The organism is Vibrio sp. EJY3, assembly GCF_000241385.1.
Lineage (GTDB): Bacteria > Pseudomonadota > Gammaproteobacteria > Enterobacterales > Vibrionaceae > Vibrio > Vibrio natriegens.
In genome coordinates this window covers 1,056,698-1,074,769 of the sequence record NC_016614.1, presented here as the reverse complement: position 1 = coordinate 1,074,769, position 18,072 = coordinate 1,056,698, and the positions used below count along the sequence as shown (strand labels likewise).

Here is an 18,072-nt window from a genome sequence, read left to right as displayed (position 1 = left end):
CTATCTTTTGGCTCCATCAAAAAAACGGCTCACAAGGAGCCGTTTTTAATATCTGTCTTAATTTAAAGCACTAAACCAGCGTTTCCAGCATCGCTGCATCGTATTCGACAAGTTCTTTGTTTTCCTGAACTCGGTTTACGTAGTCTGGGTTTGCGATGAATTGACGACCAATGGCAACCAAATCAAATTTATTCGCTTGGATAGCTTCTGCGCCAGTTTCTGCGGTATAGCCACCCACACCCATCAACGTCTTTGAGTAAGTCTCACGCAGGTATTGCGATACGCGGCCACCAAGGAAGTCAAATTCTACGCTGTCATCAAACATACCTTCGTGCAAGTAAGCCAAGTTGCGCTTTTCTACTTCTGGCAGGAAGTAATCAAACACCTGACGGTCGCGAGGGTCAGCTTCTATATGCATGTAACCCGCAGGGGACACGCGCAAGCCAACAAGTTCTGAACCGATACGGGCAACAACGGCATCTATCACTTCAAGTGGAAAACGGGACATGTTTTCTGGCGTTTCACCGTATTCATCTGTTCGATGGTTTGTATCGAAGTGTAGGAACTGATCCAGCAGGTAACCATTAGCAGCGTGGATCTCAACGCCATCAAATCCTGCGTCAATCGCGTTTTGTGCTGCCTGTGCGTAGTCTTCTACTAACTGAGCAATCTCTTCGTGAGTGGCTGGTTTTGGCACGGTATAAACGAGTTCGCGCATACGAGGAACGGTGCCATCAAATGCGACCGCAGAAGGCGCTAATACGTACTCTCCACCAAAGAAGTGCGGATGAGCGACACGGCCAGTATGCCAAAGCTGGGCAAAGATCTTACCGCCGTTCGCGTGCACTGCGTCGGTGACTTTTTTCCAACCTTCAATTTGTGCTTGGGTAAAAAGCCCCGGCGTATTCGGGTAACCCTGACCATCTGCACGAATAATGGTTGCTTCGGAAATGATCAAACCTGCATCTGCACGTTTCGCGTAGTAATCCACCATTGCATCAGTAGGCACCAGATCATCGTCTGCCATACAGCGCGTGAGTGGCGCCATTGCAATTTTGTTTTTCAGTGTAATTTTGTCGTTGAGTTTATACGCTTCGAATAATGTTTTTGTCATGAGCATGCTCCTAATGAACGCTAGGGTAATATGCTAACCCTTTTTTGAATGATCATTCAAGATGTTTTTTGAACGCTCATTCAAATAGCTTGTTAAACCTTGTTAACCCCAGTAAACTTAGGGTGTTTGTAAGGTTATAGAGCCCAGCTAGTTGAGAAATGTCAGATGAGAAATGCCGAATTCGACCGAGAATATGTTTTAAGCTCAGCGATGAATGAGTTCATTGCTAAGGGCTACAATAAAACCAGCATGCAAGATTTGAAGCGTGCGACTGGGCTGCATCCGGGCTCTATTTATTGCGCATTTGAGAACAAAAGAGGCCTATTGCTCGCTTCTCTTGACCATTACACGACGACGAAATCTCAGGCTTTTGAGCAGTTCTTCAACGACCCTAAACAGATTCTGTCCGGCTTTGAACGTTATCTTCATGACATTATCGAGTTCAGCGAATGTGAAAGCGGTAAAGGCTGTTTATTGCAAAAGGCGCTGAGTGAGCTTGATCAGCAAGATGAAGAGATCGAAGCCATCATTTGTAACATGCTTGAGCAATGGAAACTCAGTATTCAATCCAAGCTAGAGTTAGCAAAAGAGAATGAAGAAATTGCACCAGGGACCGATTGCGAGTTGTTAAGTGATTTTCTGGTGATGAATATTTACGGGTTGCGGGCATTTGCCAGTACGAGACCGACTGAAGCACGTCTGGGCCAACTCGTCGACAAAATCATGCGGAGTCTGAAGAGCAGCTGTGTGGATGGAAAAGCAGTGGCCTAAGTATTGCGGTTCGAGATTCGAGAAAGGATGGCTGTGATGCCATCCTTTTTTATAGCGAGCTTTTATAGCGAGCGACGTTTTTATCGTAAATATCGTTTTTATGCCGATGCCGGGTTCAATCGATGTTGACGTCGGCTGTACACGTACAACGCAATTCCTGGAATATAAAGAATCGCTGAAAGCAACAGGGTATCGACACCCGCCGCATAGACTAGCCAAATGCCATAAATACTGGCTCCAAAGCCAATCAATTTTAACTGCAAGCGAGCGTTAGTCTGGATGGATAACTTAAGCAGATACGCGCCAACCAAGAAATAGGGTATCAAAATCATTGACGTCGAAATCAAAACGAGTGTGTTATAACCTTCACCTGTAAGCATTACGAGTATTAAACACAGTTGCACCGTTAAACTAGTGAGGAACAGCGAGTTTTTCGGGGTGTCGTTATCGTTAGATTTCGCAAAGAACTTAGGAAACGCACCGTATTTAGCCGCTGTGTAAGGGACTTCGGCAGAATACAAAATCCAGCTTAAGTACGACGCCAGAACCGATACAATTAAACCAATACTGATCACCGCTTTACCCCACGATCCAGTCATAGCTGCCATCAGCCCAGCCATCGAAGGATTAGATATTGTGGCGATCTCTGCTCGTGAAGCAATTCCGAGTGACATAAGAGAAATCAAAACGTACAAGATTAAGGCGGCGATAACACCAAGGTAAGTTGCGCGGCCTATGTCTTTGCGGTTTTTTGCTCGTCCCGACAAAATTACAGCACCTTCAATACCAGTAAACACCCACAGTGTAATTAGCATCGTACCTTTCACTTGCTCTATAAAAGGTTGTTGTAGTGTTTCTCCTTGTGGATCGATATGAAAAGTATCGGTATCAAAGAAGTAGTAAGCGGCGCAGACAAAGAGGATTAACGGTACGCTTTTAGCCAACGTTGCCAGCAAATTGATGAAGGCGGCTTGCGTGACTCCTCTTAGGATCAAACTGTGAACTGACCACAGCACGAGGGACTCGCAGATGAAGGCATAGATGGTTGTACCGTCACCAAATAACGTGAAGTCTGGAGTATCTACAAAAGCACCAAGCGCAGCAAACGCAACGACAAGGTAGCCAACAACACCGATAGTTGCACACAACCAATAGCCCCATGCAGAAAGGAAACCTGCGAGATCACCAAACCCTTCTCTGGCATAGGCATGGATGCCGCCGTCCAAATCTGGCTTAAGGCGAGATAGATGAAGAAAGCAACCTGCCAGAAGTAGAATGCCGACACCAGTAATCGTCCAGCCGACGATCATCGCATTGAGTCCGGCTACCTCTGCCATGTTTTGCGGTAGGCTGAATATTCCTGCACCAACCATTGAACTAAAGACTAACGCTGTCAATGCGGTTAAGCCAATTCGATTTCCTTGCGACATATTTAACCTAACCTTTGAAATGCTGACTTAGCTTAGCAATGTGTTCGGGCCCGATACCACAGCAACCACCGATGATAGACGCGCCAGATTGACGCCATTTTTCTGCCCAAATCAGGTAAGCATCAGGGCTTAAGTCGTCACGGATTTCATCGAGACCATCGTTAGCCGTTGCATCTTTTGGCTGTGGAGGAAACGCATTCGCGTAAACACCAAGGCGGATGTGAGATAAACCGAGTTCCTCTAATGTACGCACTGAGACTTGTAATGCTTCTTCTACGATTTCTGGTTGGCAACAGTTAAACAAAATGGCGCTTACCCCAGCTTGTGCCATGGTTGTCACCGCCTGTTGTACCGTCTCACCGGAGCGCAGACATGGCTCGTCTGTAGGCTCAGAATCTTCAAGTGTAAACGAGACCCAAAATGGTTTCGCTTCTGAAGTTAACTCGTCTACCAGTGCCTTCACTGCCACTGATTCGGCAATTAAGCTTTGAGTTTCCGCGAGCCAGAAATCGACCGAATCTGACAAACCTAGAATTAACGGAGTCGCTAAGTCACGTACGTGTTCCTGATCGTACAGATCTGGTCGGTATGAGCCGAATAGAGGAGGAAGTGAACCGGCGACTTTAGCCCCAGTCCCTTGCGCCGCTTCCTTTGCTACTTGGCCAGAAAGCGCAGCGAGTGATTGTCCTGCTTCTTTGAAGCGCGCTTCTCCGATATGAAATGGCACCAATGCGTAGCTGTTAGTTGTAATTACCTGAGCACCGCTTTGAATGTAGTCAGTGTGTACATCTTTAACGATTTCAGGCGCTTCGATCATAGCAAGCGCAGACCACTCCGGCTGACGAAAAGGCGCACCACGACGATTTAATTCTCGTCCCATACCACCATCAAGAATCAACATCGTATTTGTTTTCATTTTTCTTACACCTTTAAATGGAAATCTAGACGTTTGGATGGCTAAAATTAAATGAGAACGTTACCAATTTCAACCGTTAATTGTCAGTTTGTTCATATTCGCTATTAAGTGATTAGGTTTTGAACAGCTCAAGTTGTACATAATCTATAGAGGCGATGCTTGTCGGTGAGTAGTTGCGTTGATTTACTTCTTGTATATTCGTGTGCATTAGGTGAATCGAATATTGCGTGAACAGCTATTCCATAGAGCCGTGCTCTTTGTCATATCGGCGTAATAACAATTAAGTAAATTCTTCACAAAAATGAAGGAACGAATCATCGTTATGAACGACGTGCTAACGCGGCTATGGAACCACAATCACGCACCATGGATCTTTAAAACAGGTTGTCTTTTATTAATAACCTCACTTCTCTTGGTTATTCAATCGCCCCGTGCTGAATTACCGCCAGTTACATCATTTAACCAGTTATCCTGTTCGGAACTCGATCAGAACTATCAACCTGTTTCTGATCGATACCAATTGGATATACTCATTCCTGCTCACGCTATGGCATTACCGTTGCTATCAAAATTATGTGAAGCCCCGGAGTTTAATGGTCAGTATTCGGATATCGTGGTGCATTGGCTTCCTCGCAGACAGGTGACGCCGCAAACCATTTATAGTCAAAAATTTGATGTGATGTGGGCGAGGGAATACCAACTTTCCGGCTTGAGCCCCGACTACACCAATTATTACGACAAACTGCTCAGCCTGTCTGGTTATGATGTGTTGTGGTTTGCTAATCAACCGATTGGTGATCAGTTTCTAAAGACCCATCGAATTGGTTTACTGAACGATACCTTTAGCCGTTCGGGCTACCAGCTTCCGGTAAAACAGTTAACGTCGCTCTCTATTGATGTGCGCTCTTCCCTGGTGACTTTATATCCAACGCGTAAAGCAATGATTGACGCCTTCAAGAAAGGAGAGGTTGACGTGATTTCTGGGACCAATCATAGCCCGATAAACCAATCAGAACTGGAGGTACATACATCGGTGATTGCCAATGGTGTTTCTGCAGGTGGATGGTTTGTTTCTCATTCGTGGGTGCGTTTGTCAGATGAGATGCTCCGTCAACGGTTAGCTCAAGCGTTAGGAGAGATAGGATAATGACTTTGAAAGTGATAGCGCAGGACAACTGGAAATTGTTGGCCGGGCTGACGTTATTTTATTTGATGGTGTCCTTAGTCAGTGGTGCGTTTTTTACCCAATACCGTTATTCGAAATTTGTGAATCAAGACTTAATGTCTGCGCGCAGTCATATTTGGCTTGATGGTGCGGAAATGGGTGAGCGTCCAGAAACACAACGTATTTTCAAATTGAAAAGCCAGCTGTTGTTGGATCAGGTTAGTTGGTACAACCCAATACAAATTTTTAGCCAGTGTCATACTGCCGCGCCGTCTTTGTCTCCTGAAGACAACTACTCTCTGAGACTACCATTAACATTTTCTCTCGATTTATCTGCAGACCAAACTGGCGACTTAATCGATATAAACTGTCAATTGCAAGGCGAGAACTGGCTTTTTACCTCTATTTTGTGCGCCGCTTTGTCGGTCCTATTTATCTCTTTTCAGCCTCGTCCACTTAATACAGATGACCTGAAACTGCTTAAGCGATTACTGCAAATTGGCGGAACCAGTGTTGATCAAAAGCGTTGGAAGCAAGCTATTGAGAAATTTCGTGCAACAAATCCAGACAAGGGCATTAATGAAGATTACCTCAGACGAGTTCTCGAGACCAAAGCGGAAAAGTTTCAATCTGTAGAAGAGAGATTCAGGTTGCTTGAACAGGCATCTAAGCCACTCACGTTGTCGTTTTTAGTTAATAGTGGAAATGTCGAAGTGCGTGTCAATGATGTCATGATCCCAATGTCTACTACACCGGCAATTTACTGGCTATGGTACGCGAAAAAGCGCATGACGCATTCTAATTACGGTTGGGTATTGAATCCGCCAAGTAACCGACCTTCTCAGTCACTGGCTTCAGAGCTGATTACATTGATGGAAAATTATGGTGGTCACGGAAGAGCAATCAGTGAACTCAAGCAGAACGGATTAAAGGCAAAAACGCTCGACCAAAATCGCAATAAAATTAAAGATGCATTGGTTAATAGTTTAGGAGAAAGCTTTATTGAACAATTTGGCTTTGAAAGTGATAAACAAGAAGACAATACGCAATCAATTTATCGTTTGAAGATATCTCCAAATGATATTTCAATAAATGAAAGTTGATTTATATTATTGAAATTAATGGATAATATTTTATAGATGTCTCTAAACTGTAATCAGATATATTTGTAACAGAAGCTTCATCATTTTTCGTCAAAGTAGCTGCCACTGAGTTCGGACAAGGTGTCTGAATGGAAACTAAAAGCAGTGAAATAAACGGAAATATTATGAACAAATTATCAAAACTTTGCCTTGCGATGGCGGTGGGCTCTTCATGTGCTATTTCAGCAAATGCACTTGCGTTGAATATCGTTTTAACCAACGACGATAGCTGGGAAACAACCAACATCCAACTGTTGAAATCAGCATTAGAGGAAGCAGGCCACGATGTGATCATGTCTGCACCTTGTACGGGGCAAAGTGGTAAAGGTGGCGCAATGAGTCACTACCGCCCAGTGTCGATTGATGAATCCCAGGCTGGAGAGCAGGAATTTTGTGTCGGTGATACAGATACGAGTGTTGCATTTAAAGATTATGTCGAAGGGACTCCAGTCATGGCGGCGATTTACGGTATCGATATCGCGGCGAAGAATGTCTGGGGACAAGATCCAGATCTTGTCATCTCAGGTCCTAATGAAGGTAACAACTTGGGCTTCATGAACAACAACTCTGGAACGCTAGGTGCAACAATGGCAGCCTTGAGCCGAGGTATTCCTGCGATTGCAATTAGTGCTCATCATAATACTTCAAGTGACGCCGAACAGTCTCAGCTTGTAGCTAATGTTGTCGTTGATATTGTGGCTCAGCTCGTTGCGAGCCAGTCATCGGGAGCACCACTTTTACCTGCCTATACGGGATTAAACGTGAACACGCCAGAAGACATGAACAACCACCTGGGATACAAGTTTACCGACGTAGGTTGGAACGCGGGGGCAGAGTTTGCATTTAGTGAAGATCTTTCGCAGCAAGGCACCGCAGTCTACTACATGATGAAACGCCTAATGGAAGAGGGAATGGACTCTAGCGAAGCGCAAGTTGAAGCGGTGGCTTTACTAAAAGACAAAAAAGGACTCGCATTTAACATGGGTAATGCCGGCGATACTAATCAGAACTCTGAGGGTGTTGCTGTAAACCAAGGATACATTACTATCAGTACCATTGACGGTAACGTTCAAGCTGCGCGCGGTAAAGTGGCATTGGTAAAACAACGTCTTGTTGGCTTGGAATAGGAGCGACAAGAATGAATCGACACAATACTTTGTTTGTTACTTTATTATCGGTTTCCGCTCTGTGGGGATGTAATAGCGACAGTGATGACAACAGGCAAGCGCATGTGCAAAGTGGTGTTTACTCAGGCGTTATTTGGGCGGATGACGCCTCTCCAGATGGTGCGCAGGTCGTTATACAAGAGGGAGTGGAGCCACAACTTACGCTTTGGGATGCGAGAGAACATCAAACTTCGTACCTAGGGGCTCTAAGCAATGATCAAATCACGTTTTCTGCCGCTTCCGTTAACTGTGAAATGAGCGGTACTAACTTGACTTGTAATAACGCTAATGGTTCTTCCGTTTTATTGCCCATCACCCAAGAGAGCACTGACCTGAGCAATTATGCGGGCACTTATCAGGCAAGATACTCTGACGGACTGTATCAAATGTCGATTGATCAGTCGGGGGCAATCGCGTTAACTGGATCTGCGTGTAGCAGTGAAGGTTCGCTTTTTACTTCGGCAGTATTAGAAAGCGTAATCATGATGGAACTGCTTGATGCGCAATGCATTCAGATTGGAAATGTAAATATTGCGACGCTTGAAGTGGATAATGATTCTTTGGTTAGTATCAACGTTCAAACAGACAGTGATCAGTTCCCACAAGTCTGGGTTAAACTGTAATAGATTTACAGTGTAAACAAAAAGCCGCTAAAAATAGCGGCTTTTGATTTAATACGCACCAAAGTGCATTTCCAGTGTATGTGGCTCGTTATTAAACCAAATCGAATCGGTCTGCGTTCATGACTTTCGTCCAAGCCGAGATAAAGTCTTTTACGAACTTCTCTTGATTGTCATCTTGAGCGTACACTTCAGCATAAGAACGCAAGATGGAGTTTGACCCAAAGACTAAGTCTACGCGCGTTGCTGTCCATTTCGCTTCACCTGTTTTACGGTCACAAATATCGTAAGAGTTGCGGCCAGTTGGTTTCCATGTGTACGACATGTCCGTTAGGTTTACGAAGAAGTCATTGGTCAGCGCACCTACACGGTCAGTAAACACACCATGTTGAGTACCGCCGTGATTAGTACCAAGTACACGCATACCACCTAGTAGTACCGTCATTTCTGGACCGGTCAGGCCAAGCAGCTGTGCACGGTCTAGCAGCATTTCCTCTGGTTTAACGGCATAATGCTGTTTCTGCCAGTTTCGGAATCCGTCAGCCACTGGTTCAAGGACATCGAATGACTCAACATCGGTTTGCTCAGCCGTAGCATCGCCGCGACCAGGTGTAAATGGCACTGTAACGTCAAAACCTGCCGCTTTAATTGCTTGTTCAAGCCCGACATTACCAGCAAGCACGATAGTATCCGCCACGCTGACACCAGATTCATCTGCAATCTTAGTTAGTACATCAAGTACGCGAGCCAGACGTTGTGGTTCGTTGCCTTCCCATGCGTTTTGTGGAGCTAAGCGTATGCGTGCGCCGTTAGCACCACCTCGAAGATCCGAGTGTCGGAATGTACGTGCACTGTCCCAAGCGGTTGAAACCAAATCAGAAACGCTTAAGTCCGTTGCTGCAATTTTTGCCTTTACTGCGTCTACATCGTAGTTGGTCGTGCCAGCAGGGATCGGATCTTGCCAAATAAGATCTTCGGCTGGTACATCTGGGCCAATGTAACGCGCTTTAGGGCCTAAATCGCGGTGTGTCAGCTTAAACCAGGCTCTCGCGAATACTTCGTTAAAGTACTCTTGATCTTGGTAGAAGCGTTCAGAAATCTTACGATATTCAGGGTCAACTTTAAGCGCCATATCGGCATCGGTCATCATTGGGTTGTAACGAATTGACGGATCTTCAACATCGACCGGCTTATCTTCTTCTGCGATATCTACAGGCTCGTATTGCCAAGCGCCTGCAGGGCTTTTGGTTAGTTGCCACTCATGTTCTAGTAGCATTTTGAAATAGCCGTTGTCCCATTGAGTCGGATGGCTTGTCCAAGCGCCTTCAACGCCGCTGGTTACGGTGTCACGGCCAATGCCGCGAGATTTGTGGTTATTCCAACCAAGACCTTGCTCTTCAATGTCGGCACCTTCAGGGTCTGGACCTAAGTTTGCCGCGTCGCCATTACCGTGAGCTTTACCAACCGTGTGACCACCTGCCGTTAAAGCGACGGTCTCTTCATCATTCATCGCCATACGTGCAAAGGTGACACGCATGTCGGCAGCGGTTTTAAGAGGGTCTGGATTACCGTCTACACCTTCTGGGTTCACATAGATCAAACCCATCATCACTGCTGCCAGAGGGTTTTCAAGGTCACGTTCGCCAGAGTATCGGGTACCTTCGCCACCACTTGTCGCTAACCATTCTTTTTCTGAACCCCAGTAAATGTCTTTTTCCGGATGCCAGATGTCTTCTCGGCCAAAGGCAAATCCAAAGGTTTTAAGACCCATAGATTCATATGCCATGTTACCCGCAAGAAGCATTAAATCCGCCCAGCTTATTTTGTTGCCGTATTTTTTCTTAATTGGCCATAACAAGCGACGAGCCTTATCTAAGTTGCCGTTGTCTGGCCAAGAGTTAAGTGGCGCAAAGCGTTGATTACCGGTTGAACCACCCCCGCGACCATCAGTGGTGCGGTAGCTACCAGCGGAGTGCCACGCCATACGAATCATTAAGCCGCCGTAGTGTCCCCAGTCTGCTGGCCACCACTCTTGACTGTCCGTCATTAGCGCTTTCAAATCATTTTTTAAGGCTTCAACGTCAAGTGATTTAAGTGCTTCACGGTAGTCGAAGTCTTCTCCAAGTGGGTTTGTTTTTTTGTCGTGCTGATGGAGAATGTCTAAGTTAAGCGCGTTCGGCCACCATTCCATCACGGTCGAACCGGTGGAAGTCATGCCACCATGCATTACCGGGCACTTTCCTGCTGAGTTATTATCGCTGTTGTTCATAGGGTGTCCTTTTAGCAGTGAAATATTATTTTTTCTTAAAACAGAAAATGTAAGTGTTTTATCACTGTTTGATTATCTGTTTAGAAGTTAATGTTTATACATCTCAGTAACTTGTAATTGATAATAGTAAGGAACCTGAGATTTATCATATCACTTAGACCGATTAATTTAATAAGCTAAGCCTATCAATCTCTCGCAGGAGTTTTTAGCTCAGCTGGACGTTCTGAACCTTTATTTTTAGATAAAACCTTATTTAGATTAGATGCTTAAAAGGGAGTGTAGGTCATGCTCTACAGCAGGATATTAGTCTTGAAAGAAGAGGTGTTTAATCGGAAATAGAAAAGTAATAGTGGGTATTTGAAATGTTAGTAATAGTACTCGTAAATCAATAAACTCGCCTTTTAAAAATGAACTTAAGTCATATATAAAAGGCGAGTGTAGACGTTTTTTGTGATTACTAGATATTATCAGTGTCTAAACTTATATTATTGTGCCGTACCATTTATGTAAGTTTTTAACCAATCGTAGGCTGCTGAACCAATAGGATCTCCGATCGATTGACCAGCCGGAATGGAGTCATAAAAGTGGACCCCAGCCCATAAACGACTTAACCCACACTTATCAGAGAATTCGTCCCAAGTACTCCAACCCAAAACGGTGTGCGATTGCGGAGTTACCCCTGGTTCAATTAGAGATGTTCCCGATTGCTTATCTAGGACTTCAAACTGTTCAGGCAAGAATCCAGGTTGCCAGAAACTTAGATCGTTAGCAGCTTCGTAAGGAAGGCCTAACTCTTCTTGTAAGTAGCGCTTGGTCGAAGTGGCATGAGCGCGGCAAAAACTGGCACTGGCTGAAGGGTATTCTGGGTGATTTGCGGATTGTAAATATGGTCGCCATTCACTGCCTTTAAGATCGCTTACTGTACCCATTCCAGGGCCACCCCAAGCGGTAAGGTTGTCGTTCTTATACAGATAGCCAATCGCTGAAAATGGCCTGACGGCGTCGTATTTACGCTTATTGTCCCAAACTGTTATCCCTGCATCGAAGGCTGCGACGTTCACCAGGTAATCAAGCTGAACAAATTGTTCTAGTGATAGGTGGTGATAGAAAGTCGCGGCTAGCGTTGAATAACCCAAGCTAATGATTTTATTGTCATAAAACTCCGAAAATAACTTTTGTTCATCAGTTAAGTCTGCTTGTGCTTCTAATACTTCATTGGCTTGCTCGATATAGTCCGGAAATGCTTTGCCACTTGGATTTATGGCATAAGATCTTGTTGGTTTAGGCACAGTTATGGTTGGTTTGTCGTAACTAAAAGGTTGGGTGCTGCCTAATTGAGGGGTGACAAATTGTTGGGAGAAAAAGATGCCACTACCAGATGTGAGTGTATCTGGCTGCCATCGTCTAGGGTCGGTTAATTTTTCTGCGGTGTTAACTGGTCGATAGCCTGTGCAATCAGCGTACGGTTTTGGATAGTATTGGTTACAGTCGGTTCCTAACTGGTTCATGCCATCATCTACACGAGCTGCCACAACGGCGTTACCTGCAAGGTTACCCACGCCTATCGCCGTGTTCGCATCAAGTGTATTGTCATTTGGGTCGAGCCCCACAGTGAGTAGCATGGCATCCCAGTCCGAAGCAAATTGTGGCATTAAGCTATTGAGCACTTTATGGCTGGCGTACATGATTGCGATGTTTCTTGCTGAATCACTGTCTCCTGCGTTAAGTCGACCTAAGTCGGAATGTACACCAATCGCGGTATCACTATAAGGTGCAATAGCGTCAAACCAAGCCGCAGTTATTAGTGTGGTCGTTCTTAATATTAGTGGAGCATCACCGGGAGATACCGTTGACAACAATCTTGGCACTGCCGCTTCTATAACCGTTGCGGGTGCGCATATAGGAAAATTCTCCGGGCAGTCAAAGGCATAAGAAACGCCAGAGACTGAAAGCAAGAGGGTGCCGGTGGCTAACTTTAAAGAAAGTGGTTTAAGTTTCATGCTTGATATCCTATCTAATCCAAGTATTGGATGCTTAAAACATCGGGTTAATACTGCGAACTAAAATCCAATCATTATTTTCTTAATATAAATTAGGTTTATTGTTCTAATTTATATGCGATTTAATCCTCCGTTTGGATAATATAAAATCTATGAATGTCTTATGGCTAAGCAGTTAAATCGTAATATGGACGCCTCGATTTCATCCGTTTAATTTTATTTATGGGAGGGTTATCACCAATCTTGAAAGGGTTTCTGGCTCTTTTTGTGGAATTGGATAAGCAATAAAACTGATATCAATCTTAATAATTATTTAGTGATTTTCTTTTGTTAAGTGATTGTATAAGCGATATATTTTCATTTTATTGATTTAAATATCAGTAATGAGACGCTTTTTCATAACTATCTCAATGAATTGCTCATACACTTTAAGCGTTTTAAAAACTGTATCACCCCGAATCTATTGTTGGAGCTCGGGTTCCAAGGTAGACAAGTAAATTAGACGATTAAACCTAATTACAGTGACCTGATTAAACTCGAAAATACTGTTTTCCTTATCTTGCCTACTTTAGAAAATGGACGATCTACTTTTTAGCAATATATTGAGGTTTAAGAAGCAGATTATTGTAACTGGATAATAGCTACTCTAAATAAACGTTTAAGTATGAGGAGCTTGGGTGTCTTATTCAATACTCACAAGTGCTCATGCAAAACGTATGAGGCAACTTGTATGAAAAGTATCGAAAGCGCTAAGGTCGAAGACTTTATAAAACATTTCGGTGGTGAGGCTATTTTACCTGATGATGCGTCTTATGATGAGGTTCGTAAAATTTGGAACGGCATGATAGACCGCAAGCCCGGTATGATCGCTCGCTGTAAATCGGCGGAAGATGTTGTGTTGTCAGTGAATTTCGCTAGAGAAAACAACTTGCTCGTCTCTGTTCGAGGAGGAGGGCACAACATTGCTGGTAATGCCGTGTGTGATGATGGTTTGATGATAGACTTAACTCTTCTTAACGAGGTTCAGGTCTATCCGTCAGCACAAAAGGCGATTGTCGGACCCGGTTGTACCCTTGGTGACATCGATGCGAAGACACAAAATTATGGTCTGGCCACTCCTGTAGGTATTAATTCTACGACGGGTATTGCTGGTTTAACGCTAGGTGGCGGCTTTGGCTGGCTAAGTCGTAAATATGGTATGACGATTGATAGCTTGGTATCTGCCAACGTGGTGACAGCAGATGGGCGTCAGTTGCTGGCTAGTGAGACAGAAAATCAAGACTTATTCTGGGCACTTCGGGGGGGCGGTGGTAACTTTGGCATCGTTACTCAGTTTGAGTTCCAGCTTCACCCTGTTGGTCCTGATGTACTTAGCGGCCTGATCGTATTCCCATTTAGTCAAGCGAAGTCCGTCATTAGTCAATTCGCCCAATTCACGAAAACCGCTCCAGAAGAACTCAGTGTTTGGATGGTTAGCCGTAAAGCGCCACCTTTACCTTTTTTGCCTGAAGAGGTTCATGGTAAAGAGGTCGTCGTTCTTGCCATTTGTTATGCGGGAGATCCTTCCGAGGGTGAAAAGCTGATCGAACCGCTTCGGTCGTTTGGTGATGCTCATGGTGAGCACATTGGTGTACAACCTTTTGCCGCATGGCAGCAAGCCTTTGATCCACTTTTAACGCCGGGTGCACGTAATTATTGGAAATCGCATAACTTTACCGCGCTCAGCGAAGGGGTGATAGACGCTGCTATCGAATACGCAGGGAAATTACCGTCACCTCAATGTGAGATTTTTATCGCTTCTCTAGGCTGTGCCGCTTCCCGCCCTGCGCCTGAATCGATGGCGTATTCTTGTCGTGATGCTGAGTACGTTCTTAATGTCCACGGGCGTTGGGATGCCGCGGAAGATGATGAAAAATGCATTACTTGGGCACGTGATTTCTTCGCGAAAACCAGACCTTTTGCCAGTGGCGGTGCTTACATCAACTTCCTGACTCAGGACGAGTCGGAACGCACCGAGTCTGCTTATGGCCCAACGTACGCACGTCTTCAGGAAATAAAGAAAAAGTATGATCCGAATAACTTATTCAGAATGAATCAGAATATTCCTCCGCAATAATATTTAGTTTCGGATATGTCTAACTCGTTCTGATTCAATGCCCTGATAGCTCAAGGAGTTGCGCTATTAGAACGTTGGCTGATTACAGCGGCACGTCGCATTACTAAAGGTTCCCCCATTACTGATTATGAATTTATCCAAGTGGTGGGGGACACCACGGCGAGTAAATCGCAATCCAATCCACAGGTTACCTCCTGCACTTAATCACGTCTCAACTCATCGTTTTTGATGCACTTTCTTATTTACTCGACTCTGTAATTTGTTTACTCATCAAACCAGTCATATGCTCTGTGATGCTGTAATTTACACATACAAAAATTTAACAAAATATATTTTTATACATATATATTGCATAAAACACACTTATTGGTAATATTAACGCCCGATGACAATTAATGCGGTATGACAGCATGAGTATTCAGGTTTGCGGGATCAACAAATCCTACGGTGATACACAAGTTCTTCACGATGTCAGTTTTAATTGTGAAAGCGGTGAAACATTGGTGTTATTAGGCCCGAGCGGCGCAGGGAAAAGCTCTCTGCTGCGCGTTCTCAACCTTTTAGAAGGTGCAGATAATGGCCAGTTAAACATCGCGAATGACGCTTTCGACTTTTCAACTGAAATTAAAGAAAAGCATGGTTTAGCGCTTCGCCGTAAAGTCGGTATGGTGTTCCAGCAATACAACCTTTGGCCTCATATGACGGTGATGGAGAACTTGATTGAAGCACCAGTCAAAGTCTCTGGCATGGCAAAAGATGAAGCCAAACAACAGGCGATGCAGATTTTAGCGACCTTACATTTGGCCGATAAAGCGGATGCTTGGCCAATGCAGCTATCCGGTGGTCAACAGCAACGAGTTGCGATAGCACGTGCTTTGATGATGAAACCAGAAGTTCTTTTGTTTGATGAGCCAACGGCTGCGCTTGATCCTGAGATTACGAACCAAGTAGTTAAGATCATTAAAGATTTAAGTGGCACGGGCATTACTCAGGTTGTGGTGACACACGAAGTGGATTTTGCCAAAAAGATTGCCAGCCATGTTTTGTACCTTGAGAAAGGGCATATTGTTGAGCATGGCACAAACGATGCGTTTACCAATCCGCAGACGACTCAGTTTGCTGATTACTTAAAACACTAAAAAATGTATACCCATCAAAGGGTGTAGCTATAAACAACCATCACAGATGACCGGCTGTCATTGCGAGTGTCAGCCCAAGACGTACACACGGAGTATTGCAATGAAAAAGATTTTACTAGCTTCACTAATCGGCCTTATGTCTGCAAATGCAGCAGCTCAAGAAGAAATCAAATTCGCGATGGAAGCGACGTACGCTCCATTCGAATACATGGATGAAAATAACCAAATCCAAGGCTTCGATGTGGATCTTGCGAACGCACTTTGTAAAGAAATGGAAACAAAATGTAGCTTCTACAACCAAGCTTTTGACAGCTTGATTCCTGCATTAAAATTCAAACGTTACGATGCGGCTATCTCAGCGATGGACATCACTGATGCGCGTTTAGAGCAAGTAAACTTTTCTGATTCGTACTACGACAACTCAGCTGCATTCGTTTCTGTGAAAGGCAAAGTTGCCGATAAAACTCAGTTAGAAGGCAAGCGTGTCGGTGTACAAAATGGTACAACTCACCAAACATACCTGCTTGAGCAGCTTCCTGGTGTGACTGCGGTTCCTTATGCAAGCTACCAAGACGCATTCATCGATATGAAAAACGGACGTATTGATTCTGTTTTCGGTGATACAGCCGTTGTCGCTGAATGGTTTAAGAAAGAAGATAACCTGACTTACGTTGGCGAACGTGTAACGAATGCGAAGTACTTCGGTAACGGTTTTGGTATCGCGGTAAACAAAGACAATGAAGAACTTGTAAATAAACTGAATACTGCGCTTAAAACCGTAAAAGCAAACGGTCAATATGACGTGATCTTCAACAAGTACTTCGGTAACTAATATGGTGTTAACGGGTTACTCTTTATCGCTTGTGCAAGCTAGTTGGATGACAGTCCAGTTAGCTTTTACAAGTCTGTTAGTCGGTTTGATTCTGGCGGTGTTATTCGCCAGCGGTGAAATGTCTCGTCGTTTATTCGTGAAATGGCCAACAACAGCCTTTGTCACGGTGATTCGCGGATTGCCAGAGCTTCTTGTTGTGTTGTTCATCTATTTTGGCTCAACACAGGTTCTGTTTTTGATCACCGGTGACTTTATTGAAGTTAGCCCGTTTTTGTCTGGTGTGATTGCGCTGTCATTGATCTTTGCTTCTTACGCTTCTCAGACGCTGCGTGGCGCTCTCAAAGCGGTCGGAAAAGGGCAGAGAGAAGCAGCGAGCGCGCTGGGGATCGGTCCGATTCACGCCTTTGTACGCATTGTTTTGCCCCAAGCGGTAAGGCACGCGCTACCAGGACTCACTAACCAATGGTTGGTGTTGCTCAAAGATACCGCATTGGTTTCTCTGATTGGCGTGACTGACCTTCTTAAGCAAGCTCAGCTTACATCTGCTGCGACACACGAGGCGTTTACTTGGTACGCGACAGCGGCTGCCGTTTATTTGGTGATTACTTTGATAACACAACGAGCGGTGAAGCTAATCGATAAGAAGTTTTCGGTTAAAGGAATCAGCATAGGTCAGGAGGCTACCGCATGAACGAACAACACGTTTGGCAATTGCTTGAAGGTCTCGGCACCAGCATCCAACTGACCGCTGCGTCGTTGGTTGTCGGCTGTATCCTTGCTTTGTTGATGACACTAACGTTGATTCTGCGTACGCCAGGCTTGCATTGGTTGAGTCGAGGCATCATTACCTTGTTTACGGGAACACCACTGTTGGTACAGATTTTTCTGGTCTACTACGGCCCAGGGCAATTTGATGTCATCAGGGAGAGCTTCTTGTGGTCATGGCTAAGCCAGCCATGGTTCTGTGCCATGTTCGCTTTAGCGTTGAATACCGCGTCATATAGTACTCAGTTGTTTAAAGGTGCTTTCAACGCAATTCCATCAGGCCAGTGGCAAGCTTGTCGTGCGCTCGGCATGAGTAAGTCGACTACGTTAAAAGTATTGCTTCCGTATGCGATTCGCCGCGCGGTTCCGGCATATTCCAATGAAGTGATCTTGGTCTTCAAGGGGACTTCTCTGGCGAGCACCATCACCATCATGGATCTTATGGGGTACGCGCAGCGTATCAACGCTCAAACTTACGATACGCTTACCGTATTTGGTGTTGCGGGTGCATTCTACTTAACGGTCAACGGCATTCTGACGCTGATTTTCCGTCAGGTAGAGAAGAAAGCTTTGGCATTCGAAGCTGCATAACACGCTATTGCAAAACGCCATTCAATTTTAAATGCC

15 protein-coding genes are annotated in these 18,072 nt (G+C 44.7%); 10 read left to right on the top strand and 5 right to left on the bottom strand.

The window, feature by feature from the left end; all coding sequences use genetic code 11:
* Positions 1 to 70 precede the first annotated feature (70 nt).
* Positions 71 to 1,114 (bottom strand): alkene reductase, encoded by a 1,044-nt coding sequence (locus VEJY3_RS20660; protein WP_014234372.1) that lies wholly within the window; start codon positions 1,112 to 1,114, stop codon positions 71 to 73.
* A 165-nt stretch (positions 1,115 to 1,279) separates the two neighbouring features.
* Here VEJY3_RS20660 and VEJY3_RS20655 point away from each other — a divergent pair, with 165 nt between their 5' ends.
* Positions 1,280 to 1,885 carry a TetR/AcrR family transcriptional regulator gene (locus tag VEJY3_RS20655; RefSeq protein WP_014234371.1) on the top strand — a complete coding sequence of 202 codons (606 nt, stop codon included), beginning with the start codon at positions 1,280 to 1,282 and terminating at the stop codon, positions 1,883 to 1,885.
* 98 nt (positions 1,886 to 1,983) lie between these two features.
* On the opposite strand, the gene VEJY3_RS20650 is transcribed toward VEJY3_RS20655, so the two are convergent.
* Complete coding sequence (locus VEJY3_RS20650) at positions 1,984 to 3,315, bottom strand: basic amino acid/polyamine antiporter (protein WP_014234370.1); 1,332 nt, start codon at positions 3,313 to 3,315, stop codon at positions 1,984 to 1,986.
* A gap of 7 nt (positions 3,316 to 3,322) precedes the next feature.
* The gene (locus VEJY3_RS20645; RefSeq protein ID WP_014234369.1) at positions 3,323 to 4,231 is read right to left on the bottom strand and encodes a homocysteine S-methyltransferase family protein; all 909 of its coding nucleotides are present in this window, start codon (positions 4,229 to 4,231) and stop codon (positions 3,323 to 3,325) included.
* A gap of 322 nt (positions 4,232 to 4,553) precedes the next feature.
* Between VEJY3_RS20645 and VEJY3_RS20640 the strand changes: the two genes are divergently transcribed.
* The 4 genes from VEJY3_RS20640 to VEJY3_RS20625 all read left to right on the top strand — a co-directional run bounded on the left by VEJY3_RS20640 (position 4,554) and on the right by VEJY3_RS20625 (position 8,327).
* A complete protein-coding gene (locus tag VEJY3_RS20640; protein WP_014234368.1) occupies positions 4,554 to 5,378 on the top strand; it encodes a hypothetical protein in 825 nt (274 codons plus the stop codon).
* Entirely contained in the window at positions 5,378 to 6,499 is a 1,122-nt protein-coding gene (locus VEJY3_RS20635; RefSeq protein ID WP_014234367.1) for a hypothetical protein, read from the top strand. The genes VEJY3_RS20640 and VEJY3_RS20635 overlap by 1 nt, the downstream gene beginning before the upstream one ends.
* 164 nt (positions 6,500 to 6,663) lie before the next feature.
* Positions 6,664 to 7,665 (top strand): 5'/3'-nucleotidase SurE, encoded by a 1,002-nt coding sequence (locus VEJY3_RS20630; RefSeq protein ID WP_041170485.1) that lies wholly within the window; start codon positions 6,664 to 6,666, stop codon positions 7,663 to 7,665.
* Between the two features lie 11 nt (positions 7,666 to 7,676).
* The gene (locus VEJY3_RS20625; protein WP_014234365.1) at positions 7,677 to 8,327 is read left to right on the top strand and encodes a hypothetical protein; all 651 of its coding nucleotides are present in this window, start codon (positions 7,677 to 7,679) and stop codon (positions 8,325 to 8,327) included.
* A 91-nt stretch (positions 8,328 to 8,418) separates the two neighbouring features.
* Here the strand turns inward: VEJY3_RS20625 and katG are convergent, their stop codons facing one another.
* Positions 8,419 to 10,593, bottom strand: a complete 2,175-nt coding sequence (gene katG / locus VEJY3_RS20620; RefSeq protein WP_014234364.1) for a catalase/peroxidase HPI — start codon at positions 10,591 to 10,593, stop codon at positions 8,419 to 8,421.
* A gap of 485 nt (positions 10,594 to 11,078) precedes the next feature.
* Positions 11,079 to 12,593 carry a vanadium-dependent haloperoxidase gene (locus tag VEJY3_RS20615; protein WP_014234363.1) on the bottom strand — a complete coding sequence of 505 codons (1,515 nt, stop codon included), beginning with the start codon at positions 12,591 to 12,593 and terminating at the stop codon, positions 11,079 to 11,081.
* A 730-nt stretch (positions 12,594 to 13,323) separates the two neighbouring features.
* On the opposite strand from VEJY3_RS20615, the gene VEJY3_RS20610 reads away from it, so the two are divergent.
* The 5 genes from VEJY3_RS20610 (at position 13,324) to artM (ending at position 18,036) form a co-directional block, all read left to right on the top strand.
* Positions 13,324 to 14,709: an FAD-binding oxidoreductase gene (locus tag VEJY3_RS20610; protein WP_014234362.1), complete on the top strand. Its 1,386-nt coding sequence runs from the start codon at positions 13,324 to 13,326 to the stop codon at positions 14,707 to 14,709.
* 410 nt (positions 14,710 to 15,119) lie between these two features.
* Positions 15,120 to 15,848 carry an arginine ABC transporter ATP-binding protein ArtP gene (gene artP, locus VEJY3_RS20605; protein ID WP_014234361.1) on the top strand — a complete coding sequence of 243 codons (729 nt, stop codon included), beginning with the start codon at positions 15,120 to 15,122 and terminating at the stop codon, positions 15,846 to 15,848.
* Positions 15,849 to 15,948: 100 nt separating this feature from the next.
* The gene (locus tag VEJY3_RS20600) at positions 15,949 to 16,680 is read left to right on the top strand and encodes a lysine/arginine/ornithine ABC transporter substrate-binding protein (protein WP_014234360.1); all 732 of its coding nucleotides are present in this window, start codon (positions 15,949 to 15,951) and stop codon (positions 16,678 to 16,680) included.
* A 1-nt stretch (position 16,681) separates the two neighbouring features.
* Entirely contained in the window at positions 16,682 to 17,371 is a 690-nt protein-coding gene (gene artQ, locus VEJY3_RS20595) for an arginine ABC transporter permease ArtQ (RefSeq protein ID WP_014234359.1), read from the top strand.
* Positions 17,368 to 18,036: an arginine ABC transporter permease ArtM gene (gene artM, locus VEJY3_RS20590; RefSeq protein WP_014234358.1), complete on the top strand. Its 669-nt coding sequence runs from the start codon at positions 17,368 to 17,370 to the stop codon at positions 18,034 to 18,036. The genes artQ and artM overlap by 4 nt, the downstream gene beginning before the upstream one ends.
* The last annotated feature ends 36 nt before the right edge of the window (positions 18,037 to 18,072 follow it).